Raw genomic sequence first — 19,642 nt, 5'->3', positions numbered from 1 at the left:
GAAAACGAACGCGCCCAGCCGGCGACCCCGCGTGCGGGACACCGGCCGGGCCTTGACCTCGGATCTCACTGCACCAACGACTATCCGGCCGTGACTTCCTGCGACAGGCGGCTGAACTTGGTCGACGCCTGTCCCAGGTCGATGATCGACTCACCGTTGAGCAGTTCCGCCGGCTTGATGTCCAGCAGCGAGCCCTTGGGGATGGTCACCTTGTCCATGGCGGCCTTGTTGGGGACCTTGTAGTTGATGTTCTCGGCCGCCCAGCGGTGGATCTCCGGGTCGAGGATCATGTTGATGAAGGCGTGGGCCGCCTCCTTGTTCTTGGAGGACTTCATGATCACCATGGTGTCCACCCAGAGGTCGCTGCCCTCCTTCGGCACCACGAACTTGATGTTCTGCTTCTCGTCCGTGGTCGGGCACCAGCCGTCCCACGCCTCGACCATGATGGCCTCGCCGGACTTCAGCCGGTCGCCGAAGGTGGTGTCGTCGTAGCGCAGCAGGTGCGGCTTCTGCGAGACCAGGAGCTCCTTGGCCTTGGCGATCTCCTCGTCCTTCTCGGTGTTGACCGAGTAGCCGAGCGCCTTGAGCGCGGGCAGGACCAGCCAGCGCTCGGTGGTCATCATGGTGACCTTCTTCTCGGCCCAGGAGGCGGGCTTGAGGATGTCGTTCCAGCTCGTCGGCGGCGTCTTCACCAGGTCGCTGCGGTAGCAGATGCCGGTGGTGCCCCAGGTGTAGGGCACCGAGTACTTGTTGCCCTTGTCGTAGGAGAGCTGGGTGGCCTCGGGGTAGAGATTGGCCAGGTTGGGGATCAGCTCGGCGTGGATGGGCTCCAGCAGGCCCTGGGCGTTGAGCGCCTGGGCGTACTGGCCGGACACGAAGGCCACGTCGATGCCGCTGTCGCCGGAGGCGGTCAGCTTGGCCATCGCCAGCTCGTTCGTGTCGTGGTTGGTGATCCCCATCTCCTTGACCTTGAGCTGCTGCTTGACCTTCTCGGGCAGCTCCTCCGGGGTGTAGCCCGGCCAGACGGTCACCTGGAGCGACTGCTTGGTCAGGTCGGCGTTGGGCTGGAGCTGTTCGGCCTTTGCCGCGGTCGTGCCGTCTGAGCTGCTCGACGACCCACCGCCGCACGCCGCGACGGCTAGCGCGAGGCCGGCCACCGCCACGGCGGCCGGAAGACGACGGGTGAACCGGTTACGGGACACGGCCGCTACTCCTTCTGGTGCTGAGGATTGAGGGGTCGCGCGACCTTACTGGACACGGCAGACCAGAGCAGGAGTGTTGCAGCAGAAATCAACATGAGCAAGACTTTTCCCGACATTGCTACCAGGAAGTTTGATCAGAGTGTTGAATCGAGATTCAATAACGGAGTCGCCTCATCCCGGTCCGTGAGGGACCTCTCACCTCGCGTACGGACCGCCTTTGGGCCGCGCTCTTCGCGCCATCTCTCCCAGCCGTAATCTATCGGCTCGGGAGCGCGCGAACCCTGGCGGGTGCTCAGGAAACGGGTGAAGGATCAGGATCCGCTCAGAGCGGGATGCCGGTCGTCGCCACACCGTGCGGACCCCGCCGGAAGAGGGCTCGCCCGGGGGGTCAGGGGCCGCCGGAGGCAGCACCGGGAGCAGGGCCGTACGCTCCTGGGCGGCGCAGATGCTTTTCCCCTAATGCGATGACGGGCCCCGAAGAGGGCGAAGTTGCAGCGGTAATCAACATGAGCGAGACTTCCTTCCACACGTCGATCGGGAACCATGGTCAATCTGTTGAACTGGGATTCAATTGCGCCCCGGCTCGCCGCCCTCGCGGCGGAGCCCGTCTCCGACCGGGATCACGGCCTGTCCACGAGCCTGCTGCGGGCGCTGGCGCACGACCCGCCGCACCCGTTCGCCGTCCGCCGGTTCCTTGACCTTCCCGCCCTCGCGGCGACAGCCGACGAGCGCGGGTTCGGGCCGCACGTCGACCAGACCAACCACTCGGTCGTGGTGGACGAGCGGATGGTGGTGAAGTGGCTGGCCCCGCCGGTCCCGCTCCCCCACCCGACGCCCGAGATCTTCGCCCACCTCGTCGAGGTCGGCTTCACCGGCACCGCGCCCCCGTACCTGGCCCTGACCCGCGCGTCGGACGCCGGCGAGGAGCTGCTCGCGCTGGTGACGGGCTACCTGCCCGAGGCGCGCGACGGCTGGGAGTGGTGCGTGGACGAGGCCGAGTCGGGCGGCACGGAGTTCGCCCCCGAGCTCGGCCGGCTGGCCGCCGACCTGCACGTCGCGCTGTCCACCCTGCCCGGCGGCTCGTCCGCGCGGCAGGCGGACCCGGCGGCGCGGGCCGCGGACGCGCTGGCCGAGGCGCTCGCCCTCACCGGCGGCGCCGACGGCGAGTGGCTGGCCGCGCGGGCCGGCGCCCTGGCCGGCGAGCTGGAGCCGCTGCGCGCGGGCTTCGCGGGCCCGGTGATCAGGATCCACGGCGACCTGCACGTGGGCCAGGTCCTGCGGTGGCGCGACGGCTACGCCGTGATCGACTTCGACGGCAACCCGACCGTGGCCGACACCGTCGTGCGCCAGCCGGCCGCCAGGGACGTCGCCCAGCTCACCACGAGCCTGGAGCACGTGGCCCAGGTCGCCGTCAAGCGCCGGGGCGCCCCGCCCGCCCACGCCGCGGCCTGGGCGGCGCGGGCCCGCGCCGGCCTGCTGGCCGCCTACCGTGACCGCCTGTCCGGCCTGGGCCGGTCCGACCTCCTGGACGAGACCCTGATCCGCCCGTTCGAGGTCGAGCAGGAGTGCCGCGAGCTGATCTACGCCGCCCGCCACCTGCCCCGCTGGCGCTACGCCCCCATGGGCGTGCTGCGCACCTGGTACCCCGAGGAGAACCTGCCGTGAATCCCGAGCTCTACCTGGCCGACCTGGAGGCCAAGCCCGCCGCCCTGGCCGCCCTCGCCGACGGGCTGCGAGCGGCCGACCCCTTCGCCGGGCTGCCCGAGGGCGTGCGCCGGGTGCTGTTCCTCGGCATGGGCAGCTCCCGGTACGCCGCCGGGGTGGCGGCCCTGCGCCTGCGCGCGGCCGGCGTGGACGCCTACGCCGACTACGCCTCGGCCGCGGCGACCTACCCGGCCGGGCCGGACACGCTGGTCGTGCCGATCTCGGCCACCGGCGGCAGCCGCGAGACCCTCGACGCCCTCGCCCGCTACGCCGGGGGCCCGTCGTACGTGGCCGCGATCACCAACGTGCCCGGCTCGCCCGTCACCGAGGCGGCCGACCTGGTCGTCCCCATGGGCGCGGGCGAGGAGCGCGGCGGCGTGGCCTGCCGGACGTTCCAGCACACGCTGGCCCTGCTGCTGGCGCTCGAAGCCCGGCTCACCGGGGCGGGAGGCGACCTGCCCGCGCTGCTCACCCGGGCCGCCGAGGCCACCCGCGACCTCCTGGACCGCCGGGACGAATGGCTCCCGCTGACCATGGAGCTCCTGGACGGACCCGACGGCGTCCACACGATCGCCCCCGTCGAGCGGCTCTCGTCGGCCGAGCAGTCGGCGCTGATGTTCCGCGAGGGCCCGCGCCGCGCGGCCGACGCCTGCGAGGCGGGCGACTGGTCGCACGTGGACGTCTACCTCACCAAGACCCTCGACTACCGGGCGCTGCTCTTCCCCGGCTCCCGCTACGACGAGCAGGCCATGGACTGGGTGCGCCGGCGCGGCTCCACGGTGATCTCCGTGGGCGGCGAGGTGAAGGACGCCGCGGCGGCGATCCGCTACGCGCACGACGACGACCCCGACGTGGCGCTGCTCACCGAGACGCTGGTGGCCGAGCTGGTGGCCGCGTACTGGTGGAACGCTCAGTAGGGGCGGGCGCCGATCACGTGCTCGACCAGGGTGATCAGGGTGTTCTTGACCGACTGGCGGGCACGCGCGTCCGTGCGCACGATCGGCACCTGCGGTGAGAGCGTGAGCGCCTCGCGCACCTCGCTCTCCACGTGCGGGAACCGCCCGTCCCAGCCGTTCAGGCCGACGACGAACGGCAGCCCGGCCTCCTCGAAGTAGTCGACGGCGGGGAAGCTGTCGGCCAGGCGGCGGGTGTCCACCAGCACGACGGCGCCGATGGCGCCGCGGACCAGGTCGTCCCACATGAACCAGAACCGGTGCTGGCCGGGCGTGCCGAACAGGTAGAGGATCAGGTCGCGTTCGAGCGAGACGCGGCCGAAGTCCATCGCGACCGTGGTGGTGGACTTGCCCGGTGTGTGCGCGAGGTCGTCGATGCCGGCCGAGGCGTCCGTCAGCACGGCCTCGGTCGTCAGCGGCACGATCTCCGACACCGCGCCGACGAAGGTGGTCTTCCCCACGCCGAACCCGCCCGCCACGACGATCTTCGTCGAGGTGAGCGCTGGGCTAGAGCCGGCGTAGTCCACTCAGGACCCTTTCGAGCAGCCTGCGGTCCGGCAGCCCGGCCTCCAGCTGCGGCTGGTAGACCTTGACCAGCCCGTCGGCCTCCATGTCGGCGACCAGCACCCGCGCGACGCCGAGCGGCACGGCCAGCAGCGCGGAGATCTCGGCCATCGAGCGCACCTGGCGGCACAGCTCGCTGATCGCGCGGTACTCGCGGGTATAGGTCATGCCGAGCCGGGCCGAGGTCGCCGACGAGACCAGCGCCTCCATGGCCAGGCCGGTGCGCGGCGCCGTCCTGCCGCCGGTGACGGCGTACATGCGCACCAGCGAACTGCGCTGGGGCTCCGGTTCCCCGTCATGCCATGATGCCAACGTCCACTCCCATCACCAGGGGCGCGCGGATGACAACTCCGCCCGTACGGCAGGGGTCAGCACCTGCCCCGTGCGTTCCACCAGAATCGTCATCTGGTACGCCACCAGGCCCATGTCACAGTCCGGCGCGGCCAGCACCGCCAGGCACGAACCGTCGCTGATCGACATCACCAGCATCAGCCCGCGTTCCATCTCCACCAGGGTCTGGGTGACGCCGCCGCCCTCGAAGACCCGCGCCGACCCCTGCGTGAGGCTGACCAGCCCGGCCGCGATGGCGGCGAGCTGGTCGGCGCGGTCCTTGGGGAAGCCGCGGGAGAAGGCCATCGGCAGGCCGTCGGCGGAGACGACCACGGCGTGGGCCACGCCGGGCACCTCCTCGACGAACGCGCTCACCAGCCAGTTGATGTCCCTGGCCCCCTGGCTCAGTTCCTTCATCAGTCCTCCTCTAGCTCGGCTCGGCCCTTGCGCACGCCCTGCTGGTAGCTGGCCAGCCGGCTGCGCAGCCGGTCGGGGGACGGCGGCGGAACCGGCGCGGGCGGCGGCTGGGGAACCGCGGTACCCGGTACCAGATTCGCTCGCGGCGTGCGCTTGGGCAGGCCGGAGTTCGTGGTGCCGCCTCTGGCGGGCTCGGCGGTCGTGTTCGCCGCCTGCCAGCCCTGGTCGGCGGGCGATGACCAGGCCGGGTCCCGCCGGTCGGCGGTCGGCGCGGCCTTGCTGAACCAGCCGCTCTCCTCGACCGAGGCGAAGATCGGCAGGAACTCGTTCCCGGCCGCCGGCTCGGCCCCGGCCGGCTCGGGCCCCGTGGCGAACGACGGGTACGACGCGCCGGACGCGGACGGCTCCGGCTGCGGCGGCTCGACCGACTGCGAGGAGGACGAGGTGAACCACGACGAATCGGACGCGGACGGCATGGGGTCGAACGACGGGTGCCCGTAGGCGGGCATCGGGGCCGTGGGCGGCGCGTACGGCTCGGCGTTCGGGAAGGGCTCGGCACTGTGGAAGGGCTCGGCGCTCTGGAAGGGCTCAGCACTTCGGAAAGGCTCGGCGCTTCGGAAAGGCTCGGCGTTCTGGAAGGGCTCGGCGCGTGCCTGGTCCGGGCGGCCCATGGCGGTCATGGCCGGGGCGTGCGCGGCCGCGGCCATCGAGCCGTGCAGGTGCCCGGCCACCGAGCCGGGGACGGCGGCGAGCAGCATCTCCGGGATCAGCACCATCGCGGTCAGCCCTCCGATGTCCTGGCGGCGGAGCTGCACCTTGATGCTGTGCCGCAGCGCGAGCCGCCCGACCACGAACAGGCCCATCCGCCGCGACACGGACACGTCCACGACCGGCGGGTTGGCCAGCCGCCAGTTGGCCTCGGCCAGCTCCTCGGGGGTCATGCCGATGCCGTTGTCGGTCACCGAGACCATCAGCCCGCCGCCGTCGATGCGGCTGCTGGAGATGATCACCTTGGTGTCCTTGGAGGAGAACGAGACCGAGTTCTCGACCAGCTCGGCCAGCAGGTGCACCACGTCGGTGACGGCCTGCCCGGCGATGGCGACGTCCGACTGCGCCTGGACGCTGACCCGGTCGTAGCTCTCGACCTCGCCGAGCGCCGCGCGCACGATGTCCATGAGCTCGACCGGCTCGCTCCACTTGCGGGCGGCCTCCTGACCGGCCAGGACCAGCAGGTTCTCGCTGTTGCGGCGCATGCGGGTGGCCAAGTGGTCGAGCTTGAACAGGTCACCGAGGCGCTCGTCGTCGCGCTCGCCGCGCTCCAGGCGCTCGATCAGGGTGAGCTGCCGTTCGACCAGGGTCTGGCTGCGCCGCGACAGGTTGACGAACATGGCGTTGACGTTGGAGCGCAGCCGCGCCTCGTCGCCGGCCAGCCGGACGGCCTCGCGGTGCACCTCGTCGAAGGCGCGGGCGACCTCGCCGACCTCGTCCTTGGAGAAGATGCCGATGGGCGGCACCTCGGCGTCGACCGCGCCGTCGCGCGACTCGCGCAGGTGCTGGACGAAGTCCGGCAGGCGGCGCCCGGCGATCTCCAGCGCCTCGCCGCGCAGCCTGCGCAGCGGCCGGACCAGCGACCGGGCCACGCCGGTGGTGATCAGCAGGACGGCGACCAGCAGCGCGAGCACCGCGCCCGCGATGACCAGCGCCCGCCGCTGCTCCTCGGCGCTGAGCGTGCCGCTGCGCGCCACGATCCCGGCGGCCTGGCGCTGCTCGACCTTGCGCATGGAGTCCACGACGACGTTGGAGGCGTCGAACCACTCCTTGGCGTCGTCGCGCTTGGCCAGGTCCAGCCCGCGCAGCGGCAGCGAGGCCGAGGCCCTGATGAGCACCAGCTCGCGCAGGAACAACATGCGGTCGGCGCTGCGGCCGTTGACGGTCTCGTCGAAGAAGCGGCGCTCGTCGGCGGTGGCCTCGGAAGCGAAGCCCCTGCGGTCGGCGGTCTCGGCGGACAGCTCGCCGAGGAAGCGTTTGAGCTGGTCCTGGCCGAAGGCGCCCTCGACGAGGACGGTGGTGAGCAGCGCCTGCTGGTAGGAGACGCTCTCCTTCGCCCTGGCCAGGCCGTCCAGCATGCGGGTCTGGCGGAACAGCTCGTCGTCGGAGCTGCCCTTGATCAGTTCGGTGTGGATGGAGAGAAGTTCGCCGATCACCGTCGTGTAGAGGTCGACCGCGGGGCCGGGCAGCAGGTCGGCGTCCATCGCCTGTTCGCGCAGCGAGGTCAGGTCGTCCAGGCGGCTGAGCATGTTCTCGATCTGGTCGGCGGTACGGCCCTCGACGTCGGCCAGGATCTGCTGGGCGGTGCCGCGTACCTCCCTGATGGCGACGTCCACCTGGTCCATCTGGGACCGGACGCCGCCGAGCCCGTTCACGGGCCGGTTCCTGGCGATGTACCAGGCGGTCTTGGCCCGCTCACCGGCGAGCTGGTGGGTCAGGTCGCCCACCTGCTCCGACAGCACGGCTAATCGGTTCGTCCGGTCGTAGTCGGCGGCGGCGCCCGTCGAGGACAGCACCTGGACGCCGCCCAGCAGCACGGCGGCGGCGGTCGGCACCAGGATGAGGGCGACCAGGCGCGCACGTACGCGCCAATTGCGCAGGCGCCAGTTGCCTTCGACGGCCTGTCGCTCGCCCAGCTGTGTTGTCACCGAACGCACCTCGCCCGAATCGGCGTATTTGTCAGGGCTGTGGCCCTTGAGAGAAATCAGCAAGTGCGGGTAATTGGAACACATCCTAAGCGGAGGTGGCCAGCCGCACATATCGGTGCGAAATTCAACTTCTGTGCCCAGTGGGACGAAAGCTGGAGCCCCATCTCGCCGTCTGTCCAACCAGAAATAACCCTCTATACATTCATATGTCCGGGTATGGGCGTTTAGCGCGTTCCAGGCGCATAACACGGGAGGAGCAGCCAGGTCTCTCCCAGGTCACAGCGTTGAGATTTGCGTTATTCACCGCATATGTTGAGCCCCGGCAATCGAGGAGGCGAGGGTGCGGGATTCTCCCGACAGCGCGGCTATCAGCGTCGAAGGGCTTTGGAAGATCTTCGGATCCAGGGCGCAAAAGGTGCTGGACAGCGAGGACAGACACCTCGACCCCGCCGCTCTGCGAGAGAAGACCGGTTGCACCGCCGCCGTCCGTGACGTGAGCTTCGAGGTGCGCCCCGGCGAGGTCTTCGTCGTCATGGGCCTGTCGGGAAGCGGCAAGTCCACCCTCGTACGCTGCCTGACCAGGCTCGTCGAGCCCACCGCCGGCCGCGTCAGCATCGGCGGCGAGGACGTCGGCCGCGCCTCCCCCGCCAAGCTGCGCGAGCTGCGCCGCCACCGGGTCAGCATGGTCTTCCAGCACTTCGGCCTGCTGCCGCACCGCAAGGTCATCGACAACGTCGCCTACGGCCTGGAGATCCAGGGCACCCCCAAGGCCGCCAGGCACGCGCGGGCCGCCGAGATCCTCACCCTCGTCGGCCTCGACGGGTACGCCGGCGCCTACCCCGACCAGCTCTCCGGCGGCATGCAGCAACGCGTCGGCCTGGCCCGCGCGCTGGCCGTCGATCCCCAGGTCATGCTGTTCGACGAGCCGTTCAGTGCGCTCGACCCGCTGATCCGGCGTGACATGCAGACCGAGGTGATCCGGCTCCACCGCGAGGTCGGCAAGACGATGGTGTTCATCACCCACGACCTGTCCGAGGCGCTCAAGCTGGGCGAGCGCATCGCCATCATGCGGGCCGGCTCGATCGTGCAGCTCGGCACGGCCGAGGAGCTGGTGGGCGCGCCGGCCGACGACTACGTGGCCGACTTCGTCCGCGACGTGCCACGCAGCCATGTGCTGACGCTGCGCTGGATCCGCCGCGCGCCCGAGCCCGGCGAGCCGCTGGACGGCCCCCAGCTCCCCGCCACCACCCTGGTCAAGGACGCCATCGCCGCGGCCTCGGCCTCCTCCCGCCCGATCCGGGTGATGGACGGCGACGAGCTGACCGGCGTCGTGGACCGCGTGGACCTGCTGTCCTTCCTCGCCGGCGCGGACGCCGCGGTGAGGGCAGGCGCGTGAGCACCACCGCGGTCAGCGCCCCCACCAGGCTCAAGATCCCCAGATGGGCCGGTCCCGCCGGGGTCGCGGTCCTGTTCGCCGTGGCGTACCTGGTCTTCCGCGGCACCGGCACGTTGCCGCACGACAAGGAGGCGCCGCAGTTCCTGGCGGTCACCGAGCTGCGCGAATGGATCGACGACCACCGGAACGAGAGCCCGCTCTTCCTGTACTTCCTCAACTACATCCGGCTGTTCGTCGACGGCGTCTACACCTTCTTCCAGACCGTGCTCACCGCCCTGAACTGGCCCGGTCTCATCGGCGTCCTGGCCGCGCTGGCCTGGCTGGCCGGCGGCCGGCGCATCGCGCTGCTCGCGGCGGCGGGTGTGGGCGCGTTCGGGGTGCTCGGCCTGTGGCAGTCGAGCGTGGACACGCTGGCGCTGGTCGCGGCCTCGGTGCTGCTGTCGCTGGCGGTCGGCGTGCCGCTCGGCGTCTGGGCCGGGCTGTCGGCACGGGTGCGCCGGGTGCTGACGCCGGTGCTCGACGTCATGCAGATCATGCCGACGTTCGCCTACCTGGCGCCGCTCGTGCTGTTCTTCCACATCGGCGCGCCGGCCGGGGCGATCGCGACCATGATCTACTCGATCCCGCCCGCCATCCGGATCACGGCGCTGGCCGTCGAGGGGGTCTCCGCCACGGCGGTCGAGGCGTCGGCGTCGCTCGGCGCGACCCGCCGTCAGACGCTGTTCAAGGTGCACCTGCCGCTGGCCCGCCCGACGATGGCGCTGGCGGTGAACCAGACCATCATGATGGCGCTGTCCATGGTCGTGATCGCCAACCTGATCTCGGCCCCCGGCCTCGGCGGCGACATCATCCGCGGCCTGTCGCGGGCCCAGGTCGGCATCATGCTCCCGGCGGGCCTGGCCATCGTGGTCATGGCCGTCGTGCTCGACCGCATGCTCATGTCGGTGGCCCGCCGCGAGGCACACGCGGCGCTCGGCCGGCCGGACCTGGTGGTCGCGGCGGCGCTGGCGGGCGTGGGAGTGGCGGCCGGGCTCGCGCTGCCGGCGGGCTGGCCCGACGGCCTGACGGTCACCTTCGCCGGCGCGGTGAACGACGCCGTCCGCTGGGCGGAGACGACCTGGTACCCGGTCACGACGTTCGTCAAGGATCTGACCTCGGCCTTCCTGCTCAACCCGCTGGAGGGCCTGCTCACCTCCGCCCCGTGGTGGCTGGTCGCCCTCGCGGTGCTGGCCCTGGCCTGGCGGGTGAGCGGGGTACGCCCGGCGCTGACCGCGCTCGGCTGCCTGCTGGCGATCGCGCTGCTCGGCGTGTGGGAGCACGCCATGCAGACGATGACCACGGTCGCGGTGGCGGTGTTCGTCACCCTGGTCGTCGGCCTGCTGCTGGGGGTGGCCGCGGCCCGCTCGCCACGCTACTCGGCCGTTCAGCGCCCGCTGCTGGACGCCGCCCAGACCATGCCCGCGTTCGTCTACCTGCTGCCGGCGCTGGCCCTGTTCGAGACGACCCGGTTCACCGCGATCTTCGCCTCGGTCATCTACGCGGTGCCGCCCGTGGTGCGCCTGGTCGAGGACGGCATCAGAGGGGTGCCCGGCACGGTCGTCGAGGCGGCCGCGTCGGCCGGCTCGACCCCGGGCCAGCTCCTGTGGAAGGTGCAGCTCCCGATGGCGCGGCGGGCCATCCTGCTCGCCGCCAACCAGGGCATCGTGATGACGCTGGCCATGGTCGTCGTCGGCGGCCTGGTCGGGGCGGGCGCGCTCGGCTACGACGTGGTCGTCGGCTTCTCCCAGCGCACGGATTTCGGCATGGGCTTCGTGGCGGGCATCGCGACCGTCCTGCTCGGAGTCATGCTCGACCGCATCACGCAGGGCGCCGACAGGCGCCCTTCCCCCCGAAAGAGGAAGCGCACATGAAGATTCGCCTGCTCGCAGGCCTGCTCGTTGTCGGCCTCACCGCCGTGGGTTGCGGCGGTGGCGCCAAGGTGGAGACCTCCCCCAGCTCCGCCGCCCCGTCGGCCGGCGCCGCCTCCGGCGCGGCGACGACGGGCACCGTCAAGATCGCGATCAACCCGTGGGTCGGCTACGAGGCCAGCGCGAACGTCGTCGCCTACCTGCTCAAGAACGAGCTCAAGTACGACGTGCAGCTGCCCGAGATCAAGGAGCAGGTCGCCTGGGAGGGCTTCGAGACGGGCGACGTGGACGTCATCATCGAGAACTGGGGTCATCCGGACCTGAAGAAGAAGTTCATCGACGAGAAGAAGGTCGCGCTCTCGGCGGGCTCCACCGGCAACAAGGGCGTCATCGGCTGGTACGTGCCCAAGTGGATGGCCGACAAGTACCCGGACATCACCGACTACAAGAACCTGAACAAGTACGCCGACCTGTTCAAGACGTCGGAGTCCGGCGGCAAGGGCCAGCTCCTCGACGGCGACCCGAGCTACGTCACCAATGACGAGGCCCTGGTCAAGAACCTGAAGCTGAACTTCAAGGTGGTGACCGGCGGCAGCGAGGCGGCCCTGCTCAAGGCGGCCGAGCAGGCGCAGGCGCAGAAGAAGGCGCTGCTGTTCTACTTCTGGACGCCCCACTGGCTGTTCGACAAGGTCGAGCTGACCCGGGTGAACCTGCCCCCGTACACCGAGGGCTGCGACGCCGACGCCAAGAAGGTCGCCTGCGACTACGCCGAGCTCGACCTCGACAAGATCGTCAGCAAGAAGTTCGCCGACACCGGCGGCAAGGCGTACGAGCTGGTCAAGAACTTCAGCTGGACCAACGAGGACCAGAACGCGGTCGCCAACGACATGACCAACAACGGCCTGACCGGCGAGCAGGCCGCCAAGAAGTGGGTCGAGGCCAACACCGCCAAGTGGCAGGCCTGGCTCCCCAAGTGACCCCTCTTGACCGCGTCTTCTCCGGCCGCCCGCCGGCGGGGCCGGCGAAGACGCGGTCGCGGAGACCTCTCATGCGAACCAAGAAGCTGGCCGGGCCGCTGCTCGCGGCCCTGCTCCTGACGTCCTGCTCCGGCGGCGCCCCCGAGACCGGGGTCGCGGCCAAGGGCACGGTCAACATCGACGTGCACGCCTGGGTCGGGTACGAGGCCCAGGCCGCCGTCCTGGCCTACCTGCTGGAGCACGAGCTGGGCTACAAGGTCAACACGCGCAAGAACAACGAGAGCGATTCCTGGCGCGATTTCGAATCCGGCAAGGTCGACGTGATCGTCGAGAACTGGGGACACAACGACCTGAAGAAGGAGTACATCGAGCAGAAGAAGGTGGCGCTGTCGGCGGGCCTCACCGGCAACAAAGGCGTGATCGGTTGGTACGTCCCCGAGTGGATGACCAAGAAATATCCCGACATAACCGACTACCGGAACCTGAACAAGTACGCACACCTATTCCGGACCTCCAAAACCGGAAATTTGGGTCAGGTACTCGACGGGGACCCGACATTCGTCACCAACGACGAGGTTCTCATCAAGAACCTCGGCCTCGATTACAAGGTCGTCTACTCCGGCAGCGAGGACGCGCTGATCAAGGCCGCGCAGTCGGCGGCCCGCACTCGCACGCCCCTGCTCATGTATTTCTACGAGCCGCAATGGCTGTTCACCAAGGTCAAACTGGTCAAGGTCAACCTGCCCCCGTACGCGGTCGGGTGCGACGACGTGCCCGCCAAGGTCGCCTGCGACTACCCGCCGTACCTGCTGGACAAGATCGTCAGCAGGCGGTTCGCCGAGCGCGGCGGGAAGGCGTACGAGCTGGTGCGCAACTTCACCTGGACCAACGACCACCAGAACGCCGTGGCCGCCGAGATGATCAACGGGAAGAAGTCCGCCGAGCAGGCCGCCCGGCAGTGGGTGGAGGAGAACAAGATCGTGTGGAAGGACTGGATCCCGCGTTGAGCTTCGACTTCGTCATCGTGGGCGGCGGCTCGGCCGGCTGCGCCCTGGCCAACCGGCTGAGCGCCGACCCGTCGGTGTCCGTGCTGGTGCTGGAGGCGGGCCGGCCGGACTACCTCTGGGACGTCTTCATCCACATGCCGGCCGCGCTGATGTTCCCCATCGGCAGCCGGTTCTACGACTGGAAGTACGAGTCCGAGCCAGAGCCGCACATGAACGGCCGGCGCATCTACCACGCGCGCGGCAAGGTCCTGGGCGGCTCCAGCAGCATCAACGGGATGATCTTCCAGCGTGGCAACCCGCTCGACTACGAGCGCTGGGCCGCCGATCCCGGCATGGAGAACTGGGACTACGCCCACTGCCTGCCCTACTTCAGGCGCATGGAGAACTGCCTGGCCGACCCCGGCTCGCCCTTCCGGGGCGGCGACGGCCCGCTGAAGCTGGAGCGCGGCCCGGCCCGCGGCCCGCTGTTCGAGGCGTTCTTCGAGGCCGTCCAGCAGGCCGGCCATCCGCTCACCGACGACGTGAACGGCTACCGCCAGGAGGGCTTCGCCGCCTTCGACCGCAACGTCCACCGGGGCCGCCGGCTCAGCGCGGCCCGCGCCTACCTGCATCCGGTGCGCCGCCGTCCCAACCTCACGGTCAGGACGCGGGCCCACGTGGAGAAGGTGCTCTTCGAGGGGACGCGGGCGGTGGGCGTCCAGTGCGGCGGCGAGCGCATCGAGGCGCGCGAGGTCGTGCTGTGCGGCGGCGCGATCAACACCCCGCAGCTCCTCCAGCTCTCCGGGGTCGGGCCGAAGGCGCTCCTGGAGTCCGTGGGCGTCCAGGTGGTCCACGACCTGCCGGGCGTCGGCGAGAACCTCCAGGACCACCTGGAGGTCTACGTCCAGCACGCCTGCACGCAACCGGTCTCGCAGCAGCCGTCGCTGGCGATGTGGCGGCGGCCGTTCATCGGCGCCGACTGGCTGTTCCTGCGGCGCGGCCCCGGCGCCACGAACCACTTCGAGGCGGGCGGGTTCATCCGCTCGAACGACGACGTCGCGTACCCGAACCTGATGTTCCACTTCCTGCCGATCGCCGTGCGCTACGACGGCTCGGCCCCGGCCGGCGGCCACGGCTACCAGGTGCACATCGGCCCGATGTACTCCGACGCCCGCGGCTCGGTGCGGATCCGGTCGGCCGACCCCCGCGACAAGCCCGCGCTGCGCTTCAACTACCTCTCGACCGAGCAGGACCGCCGCGAGTGGGTGGAGGCCGTCAGGCACGCCCGCGCCATCCTGTCCCAGCCCGCCTGGGCCGGCCTGGACGGCGGCGAGCTCTCCCCCGGCCCGGACGTACGGACCGACGAGGAGATCCTGGCCTGGGTGGCCAAGGACGGCGAGACCGCCCTCCACCCGTCGTGCACCTGCAAGATGGGCGTGGACGACCTGGCCGTGGTCGACCCCGGGTCCATGCGCGTGCACGGCCTGGACGGCCTGCGCGTCGTGGACGCCTCCGCCATGCCGTACGTCACCAACGGCAACATCTACGCCCCGGTCATGATGCTCGCCGAGAAGTCCGCCGACCTGATCCTCGGCAACACCCCCCTCGCCCCCGACACGACGGCCTTCCACCGCCACGCCTGAGCCGGTCTCACCGGTCCAGGCGCTGGTACAGGCGGACGGACAGCACGAAGAAGACGACGGTGATCGCCACCGGCCACAGCACCGCCATCGGCACGGCGTGCTGGGCCACCCACGAGCCGCCGCCCCAGCCCGGGTTGCCGAACAGCTGCCTGGCGGCGGCGACCGTGGAGGAGAGCGGGTTCCACTCCGAGATCGCGCCCAGCCAGCCGGGCATGGTGCCGGGCGCGACGAAGGCGTTGGACAGGAACCCGATCGGGAACTCCAGCGTCTGGATCGCGACCACCGCGCCCGGCTCGCGGGTGAGCAGGCCGAGGTACATGCCCGCCCACAGCAGGGCGAAGCGCAGGAGCAGCAGCAGGCCGATCGCGCCCAGCGCGCCCCCGGCCGACGCGGGCCGCCAGCCCACCGCCAGGCCGCACAGCAGCAGCCCGCCCAGGATCAGGACCGAGTTGAGCAGGTCGGCCACGGCCCGCCCGATCAGCACGGCCGAGGGCGCCATGGGCATCGACCGGAAACGGTCGGTGACGCCCTTGGAGACGTCCGAGGACACGGCCATCATGGTGGAGCTCAGGCCGAAGAGCATCGTCATGCCGTACATGCCGGGCATGAGGAAGGCGAAGTAGTCGGCCCCCGCGGGCACCTCGACCGCGCCGCCGAACAGGTAGCCGAAGGCCAGGGTGATCACCACGGGGAAGATCACCCCGAAGACCACCGTCATGGGCTGGTTGGCCCAGTGGATCAGGTCGCGGCGGGCGACGGTCCAGCCGTCGGCCAGCGCCCATCTGAGTGCGGTCATCGATCGCCTCCCGCGGTCGTCAGGTTCAGGAAGACCTCGTCGAGGGTCGGACGGCGCAGTGCGACGTCGGCGGCCTCGATGCCGGCCGCCGCCAGCGCGGGCAGGATCCGGGTGAGCGCGCTCACGCGGTCGGCCACGGGGGCGCTGACGTGCCGGGTGTCCCGGTCGATCTCGACGGGGCCCGCGGACGCCCCCGAGAGGATCGCTGCCGCCTCGTCGAGCCGCGCCGGGTCGTTGATCATCACGTCGAGCCGGTCGCCGCCGAGCTTGGACTTCAGCTCCTCCGGCGTGCCCTCGGCCACCAGCCGGCCGGAGTCGATCACCGCGACGCGGTCGGCGAGCTGGTCGGCCTCCTCCAGGTACTGGGTGGTCAGCAGCACGGTCGTGCCGCCCGCGACCAGCTCGCGCACCGCGTTCCAGATCCCGGCGCGGCTGCGCGGGTCGAGACCGGTGGTGGGCTCGTCGAGGAAGAGCACGGGCGGCGCCAGGATCATGCTCGCGGCCAGGTCGAGCCGGCGGCGCAGGCCGCCGGACAGCTCCTTGGCCGGGCCGTCGTGCCCGGTCAGGCCGAAGCGCTCCAGCAGCTCGGCGGCCCGGGCGCGGGCGGCCGACGCGCTCAGGTGGTAGAGGCGGCCGAACAGCTCCAGGTTCTGCCTGCCGGTCAGGATCTCGTCCACGGCCGTCTGCTGGCCGACCAGGCCGATGGCGGCGCGGACCCGGCGGGGCTCGGCCGTCACGTCGAACCCGGCCACCTCCGCCCGGCCGGCCGAGGGGCGAAGGAGCGTGGTGAGGATGCGGACGGCGGTGGTCTTCCCGGCGCCGTTGGGCCCGAGCAGGCCGTAGACGGTGCCCGCGGGCACGTCGAGATCGATGCCGTCCAGCGCCGTCTTCGAGCCGTACGTCTTGCGCAGGCCCTGGGCGAGCACTGCGGACATGGCCACCTCCCGGATCGAATCGTACGGCGTACCGTACAACATACGATCAACGCCCGCAACCGTACGGTGTACCGTACGAGGGTGACTGTTGAGTACCCGGGCAAAGGCGACCCGGCCCGCAGCCTCGCGCTGCTGTGGCGGACGAGCGAACGGGCCAGCCGCAAGGGCAAGCCGGAGCTGAGCGTCGAGCGCGTCGTCCGCGCCGCCATCGACGTGGCCGACGCCGAGGGGCTGGCCGCGCTGTCCATGCGCCGGGTGGCGGAGAAGCTGGGCGTGGGCACGATGTCGCTCTACACCTACGTGCCGGGCAAGCCCGAGCTGCTCGACGTCATGCTCGACACCGTCTACGGCGAGACCGCCCGCCCCGAGGACGTGCCGGGCGGCTGGCGGGCCCGGCTGGAGCTGATCGCCCGCGAGAACTTCGCCCTCTACCTGCGCCACCCATGGCTGCTCCAGGTGGCGGCGAGCCGCCCGGTCCTCGGCCCCAACGTCACCGCCAAGTACGACTACGAGCTGCGCGCCGTCGACGGCATCGGCCTGACCGACCTGGAGATGGACTCGGTGATCACGCTGGTCACCGGTTTCGTGCACGGCACCGCCAGGGGCGCGGTGGAGGCGGCCCAGGCCGAGAGCCGGACCGGCATGACGGACATGCAGTGGTGGGCCGCGCACGCGCCCTTCCTCAGCCGGATCTCCGACCCCGCCATGTTCCCCACGGCCTCGCGCGTCGGCCAGGCCGCCGGGGAGGCGCTGCAGGCCGCCTACAGCCCGGAGCACGCCTTCGAGTTCGGCCTCCAGCGCGTGCTCGACGGCGTCGAGGTGCTGGTCAACAGCCGGTCAGCGGGCTGACAACGCCTGCTCGTAGGCCAGCAGGGTGCGCACGAACGTCTGCCGCTCCTGCGGGGTCAGCGGATCGAGCGCGGCCCGCCAGGCCGTGGCGCCGTAGCCGAGCCATTCGGTGATCGCCTCCTGGTGGGCCGCGGCGATGCTGACGATCGTGCGGCGCCGGTCGGCGTCGTCCTCGCGGCGTTCCAGCACGCCCTTCCTGCTCAGCTCGCCCACCATCAGGCTCACCGTGGCCGGCGCCACCTCCAGGCGTCCGGCCAGCTCGTTGACCGTCGTAGGGCCGTCGAACAGCAGGTAGGCCAGCAACGACAGGTGCCGGGGGGCCAGCGACAACGACTGCAGCGCCTCGGGCACCTTGAGCCGCTTGACCCGGCCCACCATGCGCGGCATCAGGAGCAGCAGCGTCCTGATGCCTTCGTCCACGCTCAAGCCGTCGGTTGACATCGCCAATACCTTGCTGTCTAAATTAGCTTTGTTCGCAAAGCTAATTGGTCGTCGTCTGGGCAAAGGATAGTGACATGGACGAGCGGGTGCGGGCCTTCGGGGACGAGCTGGTCAAGGTGCACGACTGGTTCAGGGGCGAGCTGGCGGCACTGCGCGCTGGCGAGGCGGTCACCGACGACCTGCGGGCACACTGCCTGACCTTCTGCGACGCGCTGAGCTTCCACCACTCCGGCGAGGACCGGGTGGCGTTCCCGCATCTGGAGGGCACGCGCCCGGAGCTGAAGGAGGCACTCGACCGGCTGCGCCGCGAGCACGAGGTGATCGCTGCGCTGGTCGAGGAGCTGCGCGCGGCGAGCGACCCGGCGGCGATCGAACGCGTCGCCGCCGAGCTGGAGAGCCACTTCGACTATGAGGAGCGGGCGCTGGTGCCCGTGCTCAACTCGCTGGAGAGCGCCCCGTGGGCGGTCGGCGGCTAGCGGACGGGGGCCGCGCGCAGCCGTACGACGTGCTCGACCAGCGAGATCAGCGTCGTCTTGACCGACTCGCGGTTGCGCGCGTCGGTGCGCACGATCGGCACGTGCGAGCCCAGCGCGAGCGCCTCGCGCACCTCGTCGTCGGTGTGCGGGAACTGCCCGTCCCAGCCGTTGATGCCCACCACGAACGGCAGCTTGGCCTCTTCGAAGTAGTCGATGGCGGGGAAGCTGTCGGCCAGGCGGCGGGTGTCGAGCAGCACGACCGCGCCGATGGCGCCGCGGACCAGGTCGTCCCACATGAACCAGAACCGGTGCTGGCCGGGCGTGCCGAACAGGTACAGGATCAGGTCGCGGTCGAGCGAGAGCCGGCCGAAGTCCATGGCGACGGTCGTGGTCTGCTTGTTCGGCGTCAACCCGAGGTCGTCGATGCCCGCGGACGCGTCGGTCATCACCGCTTCCGTGGTGAGCGGGAGGATCTCGGACACCGCCCCCACGAACGTCGTCTTGCCGACGCCGAACCCACCAGCGACGACGATCTTCGTCGAAGTGAGCCCGGGGCTAGAGCCTGCGAAGTCCACTGAGCACCCTTTCGAGCATGTTGAGGTCTGGCTGTCCCTGGCTGAGGCGTGGCTGGTGCAGGCGGACGAGACCTTCGTCTGACATGTCCGCCACAAGCACCCTCGCCACGCCCAGCGGGACGCGGAGCAGGGCCGAGATCTCGGCGACCGACCGGAACGTCCTGCAGAGCTGCATGATGGCCTCCTGCTCGGGGGTGAGCATGGCCATCTCGTCGTCCGGGATCGACATCGACGAGATCAGCGTCTCCATCGCGAGGTGATACCGCGGCTCGGAACGGCCGCCGGTCACCGCGTAAGGACGGAACAGGGGCTCGTCGTCCCCGGTCCCGTCACTGCCGTACACGGCCCTCTCCCATCAGTTCCATCACATCACCGGGTCCTGGAGGCCTGGAGCTCGGCGCGCAGGGCCGGCGTGAGCGCCTGTCCCGCCCTGTCTACCAGCAGCGTCATCTGGTACGCCACCAGCCCCATGTCACAATCAGGACCCGCCAGCACCGTGAGCACGGAGCCGTCGCTGATCGCCATGACCAGGAGCAGCCCGCGCTGCATCTCGACGACGGTCTGCGACACCGCGCCGCCCTCGAACACCCTGGACGCGCCCACCGTCAGGCTCAGCAGACCGGCGGAGACCGCTGCGAGCTGGTCGGCCCGGTCCGGCGGGAAACCCTCGGAGGCGGCCAGGCACAGGCCGTCCGCCGAGACGACCACGGCGTGCGCGACCCCCGGAGTGTTGCGCACGAAGTCGGTGATCAGCCAGTCGAAGCGGTTGGCTTCATGGCTCAGCGTTGTCACGCA

20 protein-coding genes are annotated in these 19,642 nt (G+C 70.6%); 9 read left to right on the top strand and 11 right to left on the bottom strand.

Annotated features, from left to right (window positions below; genetic code table 11):
- Positions 1-80: 80 nt before the first annotated feature.
- On the bottom strand, positions 81-1,202 hold the full coding sequence (locus ABZ444_RS13605; protein ID WP_357971184.1) for a spermidine/putrescine ABC transporter substrate-binding protein: 1,122 nt from the start codon (positions 1,200-1,202) through the stop codon (positions 81-83).
- A 555-nt stretch (positions 1,203-1,757) separates the two neighbouring features.
- Here ABZ444_RS13605 and ABZ444_RS13600 point away from each other — a divergent pair.
- Both ABZ444_RS13600 and ABZ444_RS13595 read left to right on the top strand, forming a co-directional pair.
- Positions 1,758-2,867, top strand: coding sequence for a hypothetical protein (locus ABZ444_RS13600; RefSeq protein ID WP_357995402.1), 1,110 nt, complete (start codon positions 1,758-1,760; stop codon positions 2,865-2,867).
- Positions 2,864-3,823, top strand: coding sequence for an SIS domain-containing protein (locus tag ABZ444_RS13595; RefSeq protein WP_357995400.1), 960 nt, complete (start codon positions 2,864-2,866; stop codon positions 3,821-3,823). The genes ABZ444_RS13600 and ABZ444_RS13595 overlap by 4 nt, the downstream gene beginning before the upstream one ends.
- Here the strand turns inward: ABZ444_RS13595 and ABZ444_RS13590 are convergent.
- The 4 genes from ABZ444_RS13590 to ABZ444_RS13575 all read right to left on the bottom strand — a co-directional run bounded on the left by ABZ444_RS13590 (position 3,817) and on the right by ABZ444_RS13575 (position 7,866).
- Entirely contained in the window at positions 3,817-4,386 is a 570-nt protein-coding gene (locus ABZ444_RS13590; RefSeq protein ID WP_357995398.1) for an ATP/GTP-binding protein, read from the bottom strand. The two genes, ABZ444_RS13595 and ABZ444_RS13590, sit on opposite strands and share 7 nt — an antisense overlap.
- Positions 4,367-4,681 carry a DUF742 domain-containing protein gene (locus tag ABZ444_RS13585; protein ID WP_357995599.1) on the bottom strand — a complete coding sequence of 105 codons (315 nt, stop codon included), beginning with the start codon at positions 4,679-4,681 and terminating at the stop codon, positions 4,367-4,369. The genes ABZ444_RS13590 and ABZ444_RS13585 overlap by 20 nt, the downstream gene beginning before the upstream one ends.
- A gap of 66 nt (positions 4,682-4,747) precedes the next feature.
- On the bottom strand, positions 4,748-5,170 hold the full coding sequence (locus ABZ444_RS13580; RefSeq protein WP_357971180.1) for a roadblock/LC7 domain-containing protein: 423 nt from the start codon (positions 5,168-5,170) through the stop codon (positions 4,748-4,750).
- Positions 5,170-7,866: a nitrate- and nitrite sensing domain-containing protein gene (locus ABZ444_RS13575; protein WP_357995396.1), complete on the bottom strand. Its 2,697-nt coding sequence runs from the start codon at positions 7,864-7,866 to the stop codon at positions 5,170-5,172. Before ABZ444_RS13575 ends, ABZ444_RS13580 begins: the two co-directional genes overlap by 1 nt.
- A 415-nt stretch (positions 7,867-8,281) precedes the next feature.
- On the opposite strand from ABZ444_RS13575, the gene ABZ444_RS13570 reads away from it, so the two are divergent.
- The 5 genes from ABZ444_RS13570 to betA all read left to right on the top strand — a co-directional run bounded on the left by ABZ444_RS13570 (position 8,282) and on the right by betA (position 14,775).
- Positions 8,282-9,262 carry a glycine betaine/L-proline ABC transporter ATP-binding protein gene (locus tag ABZ444_RS13570; protein WP_357995394.1) on the top strand — a complete coding sequence of 327 codons (981 nt, stop codon included), beginning with the start codon at positions 8,282-8,284 and terminating at the stop codon, positions 9,260-9,262.
- The gene (locus ABZ444_RS13565) at positions 9,259-11,172 is read left to right on the top strand and encodes an ABC transporter permease subunit (protein WP_357995392.1); all 1,914 of its coding nucleotides are present in this window, start codon (positions 9,259-9,261) and stop codon (positions 11,170-11,172) included. The genes ABZ444_RS13570 and ABZ444_RS13565 overlap by 4 nt, the downstream gene beginning before the upstream one ends.
- The gene (locus ABZ444_RS13560; RefSeq protein WP_357995390.1) at positions 11,169-12,146 is read left to right on the top strand and encodes an ABC transporter substrate-binding protein; all 978 of its coding nucleotides are present in this window, start codon (positions 11,169-11,171) and stop codon (positions 12,144-12,146) included. Before ABZ444_RS13565 ends, ABZ444_RS13560 begins: the two co-directional genes overlap by 4 nt.
- Positions 12,147-12,217: 71 nt before the next feature.
- On the top strand, positions 12,218-13,153 hold the full coding sequence (locus tag ABZ444_RS13555) for an ABC transporter substrate-binding protein (RefSeq protein WP_357995388.1): 936 nt from the start codon (positions 12,218-12,220) through the stop codon (positions 13,151-13,153).
- Positions 13,129-14,775 (top strand): choline dehydrogenase, encoded by a 1,647-nt coding sequence (gene betA, locus ABZ444_RS13550; RefSeq protein ID WP_357995386.1) that lies wholly within the window; start codon positions 13,129-13,131, stop codon positions 14,773-14,775. The genes ABZ444_RS13555 and betA overlap by 25 nt, the downstream gene beginning before the upstream one ends.
- Positions 14,776-14,782: 7 nt before the next feature.
- Here the strand turns inward: betA and ABZ444_RS13545 are convergent, their stop codons facing one another.
- Together ABZ444_RS13545 and ABZ444_RS13540 are read right to left on the bottom strand one after the other, a co-directional pair.
- A complete protein-coding gene (locus ABZ444_RS13545) occupies positions 14,783-15,571 on the bottom strand; it encodes an ABC transporter permease (RefSeq protein WP_357995384.1) in 789 nt (262 codons plus the stop codon).
- Positions 15,568-16,506, bottom strand: a complete 939-nt coding sequence (locus ABZ444_RS13540) for an ATP-binding cassette domain-containing protein (RefSeq protein WP_357995382.1) — start codon at positions 16,504-16,506, stop codon at positions 15,568-15,570. The genes ABZ444_RS13545 and ABZ444_RS13540 overlap by 4 nt, the downstream gene beginning before the upstream one ends.
- Before the next feature lie 81 nt (positions 16,507-16,587).
- Between ABZ444_RS13540 and ABZ444_RS13535 the strand changes: the two genes are divergently transcribed.
- On the top strand, positions 16,588-17,355 hold the full coding sequence (locus ABZ444_RS13535; protein WP_357995380.1) for a TetR/AcrR family transcriptional regulator C-terminal domain-containing protein: 768 nt from the start codon (positions 16,588-16,590) through the stop codon (positions 17,353-17,355).
- On the opposite strand, the gene ABZ444_RS13530 is transcribed toward ABZ444_RS13535, so the two are convergent.
- On the bottom strand, positions 17,344-17,796 hold the full coding sequence (locus tag ABZ444_RS13530) for a MarR family winged helix-turn-helix transcriptional regulator (RefSeq protein ID WP_357995378.1): 453 nt from the start codon (positions 17,794-17,796) through the stop codon (positions 17,344-17,346). The two genes, ABZ444_RS13535 and ABZ444_RS13530, sit on opposite strands and share 12 nt — an antisense overlap.
- 74 nt (positions 17,797-17,870) lie before the next feature.
- Here ABZ444_RS13530 and ABZ444_RS13525 point away from each other — a divergent pair, with 74 nt between their 5' ends.
- Positions 17,871-18,272, top strand: coding sequence for a hemerythrin domain-containing protein (locus ABZ444_RS13525; protein ID WP_357995376.1), 402 nt, complete (start codon positions 17,871-17,873; stop codon positions 18,270-18,272).
- Here the strand turns inward: ABZ444_RS13525 and ABZ444_RS13520 are convergent.
- From ABZ444_RS13520 to ABZ444_RS13510, 3 genes are read right to left on the bottom strand one after another with little or no spacing between them, the layout of a single operon-like run.
- Positions 18,269-18,847: an ATP/GTP-binding protein gene (locus tag ABZ444_RS13520; RefSeq protein ID WP_352321413.1), complete on the bottom strand. Its 579-nt coding sequence runs from the start codon at positions 18,845-18,847 to the stop codon at positions 18,269-18,271. The two genes, ABZ444_RS13525 and ABZ444_RS13520, sit on opposite strands and share 4 nt — an antisense overlap.
- Positions 18,828-19,190 (bottom strand): DUF742 domain-containing protein, encoded by a 363-nt coding sequence (locus ABZ444_RS13515; protein ID WP_125631446.1) that lies wholly within the window; start codon positions 19,188-19,190, stop codon positions 18,828-18,830. Before ABZ444_RS13515 ends, ABZ444_RS13520 begins: the two co-directional genes overlap by 20 nt.
- Before the next feature lie 26 nt (positions 19,191-19,216).
- Positions 19,217-19,639, bottom strand: coding sequence for a roadblock/LC7 domain-containing protein (locus ABZ444_RS13510; protein WP_357995374.1), 423 nt, complete (start codon positions 19,637-19,639; stop codon positions 19,217-19,219).
- Positions 19,640-19,642: the final 3 nt, after the last annotated feature.

It is taken from the genome of Nonomuraea sp. NPDC005730 (assembly GCF_040630865.1).
In the GTDB taxonomy this organism is placed as follows: domain Bacteria; phylum Actinomycetota; class Actinomycetes; order Streptosporangiales; family Streptosporangiaceae; genus Nonomuraea.
This window is presented reverse-complemented; position numbering and strand designations above follow the sequence as displayed.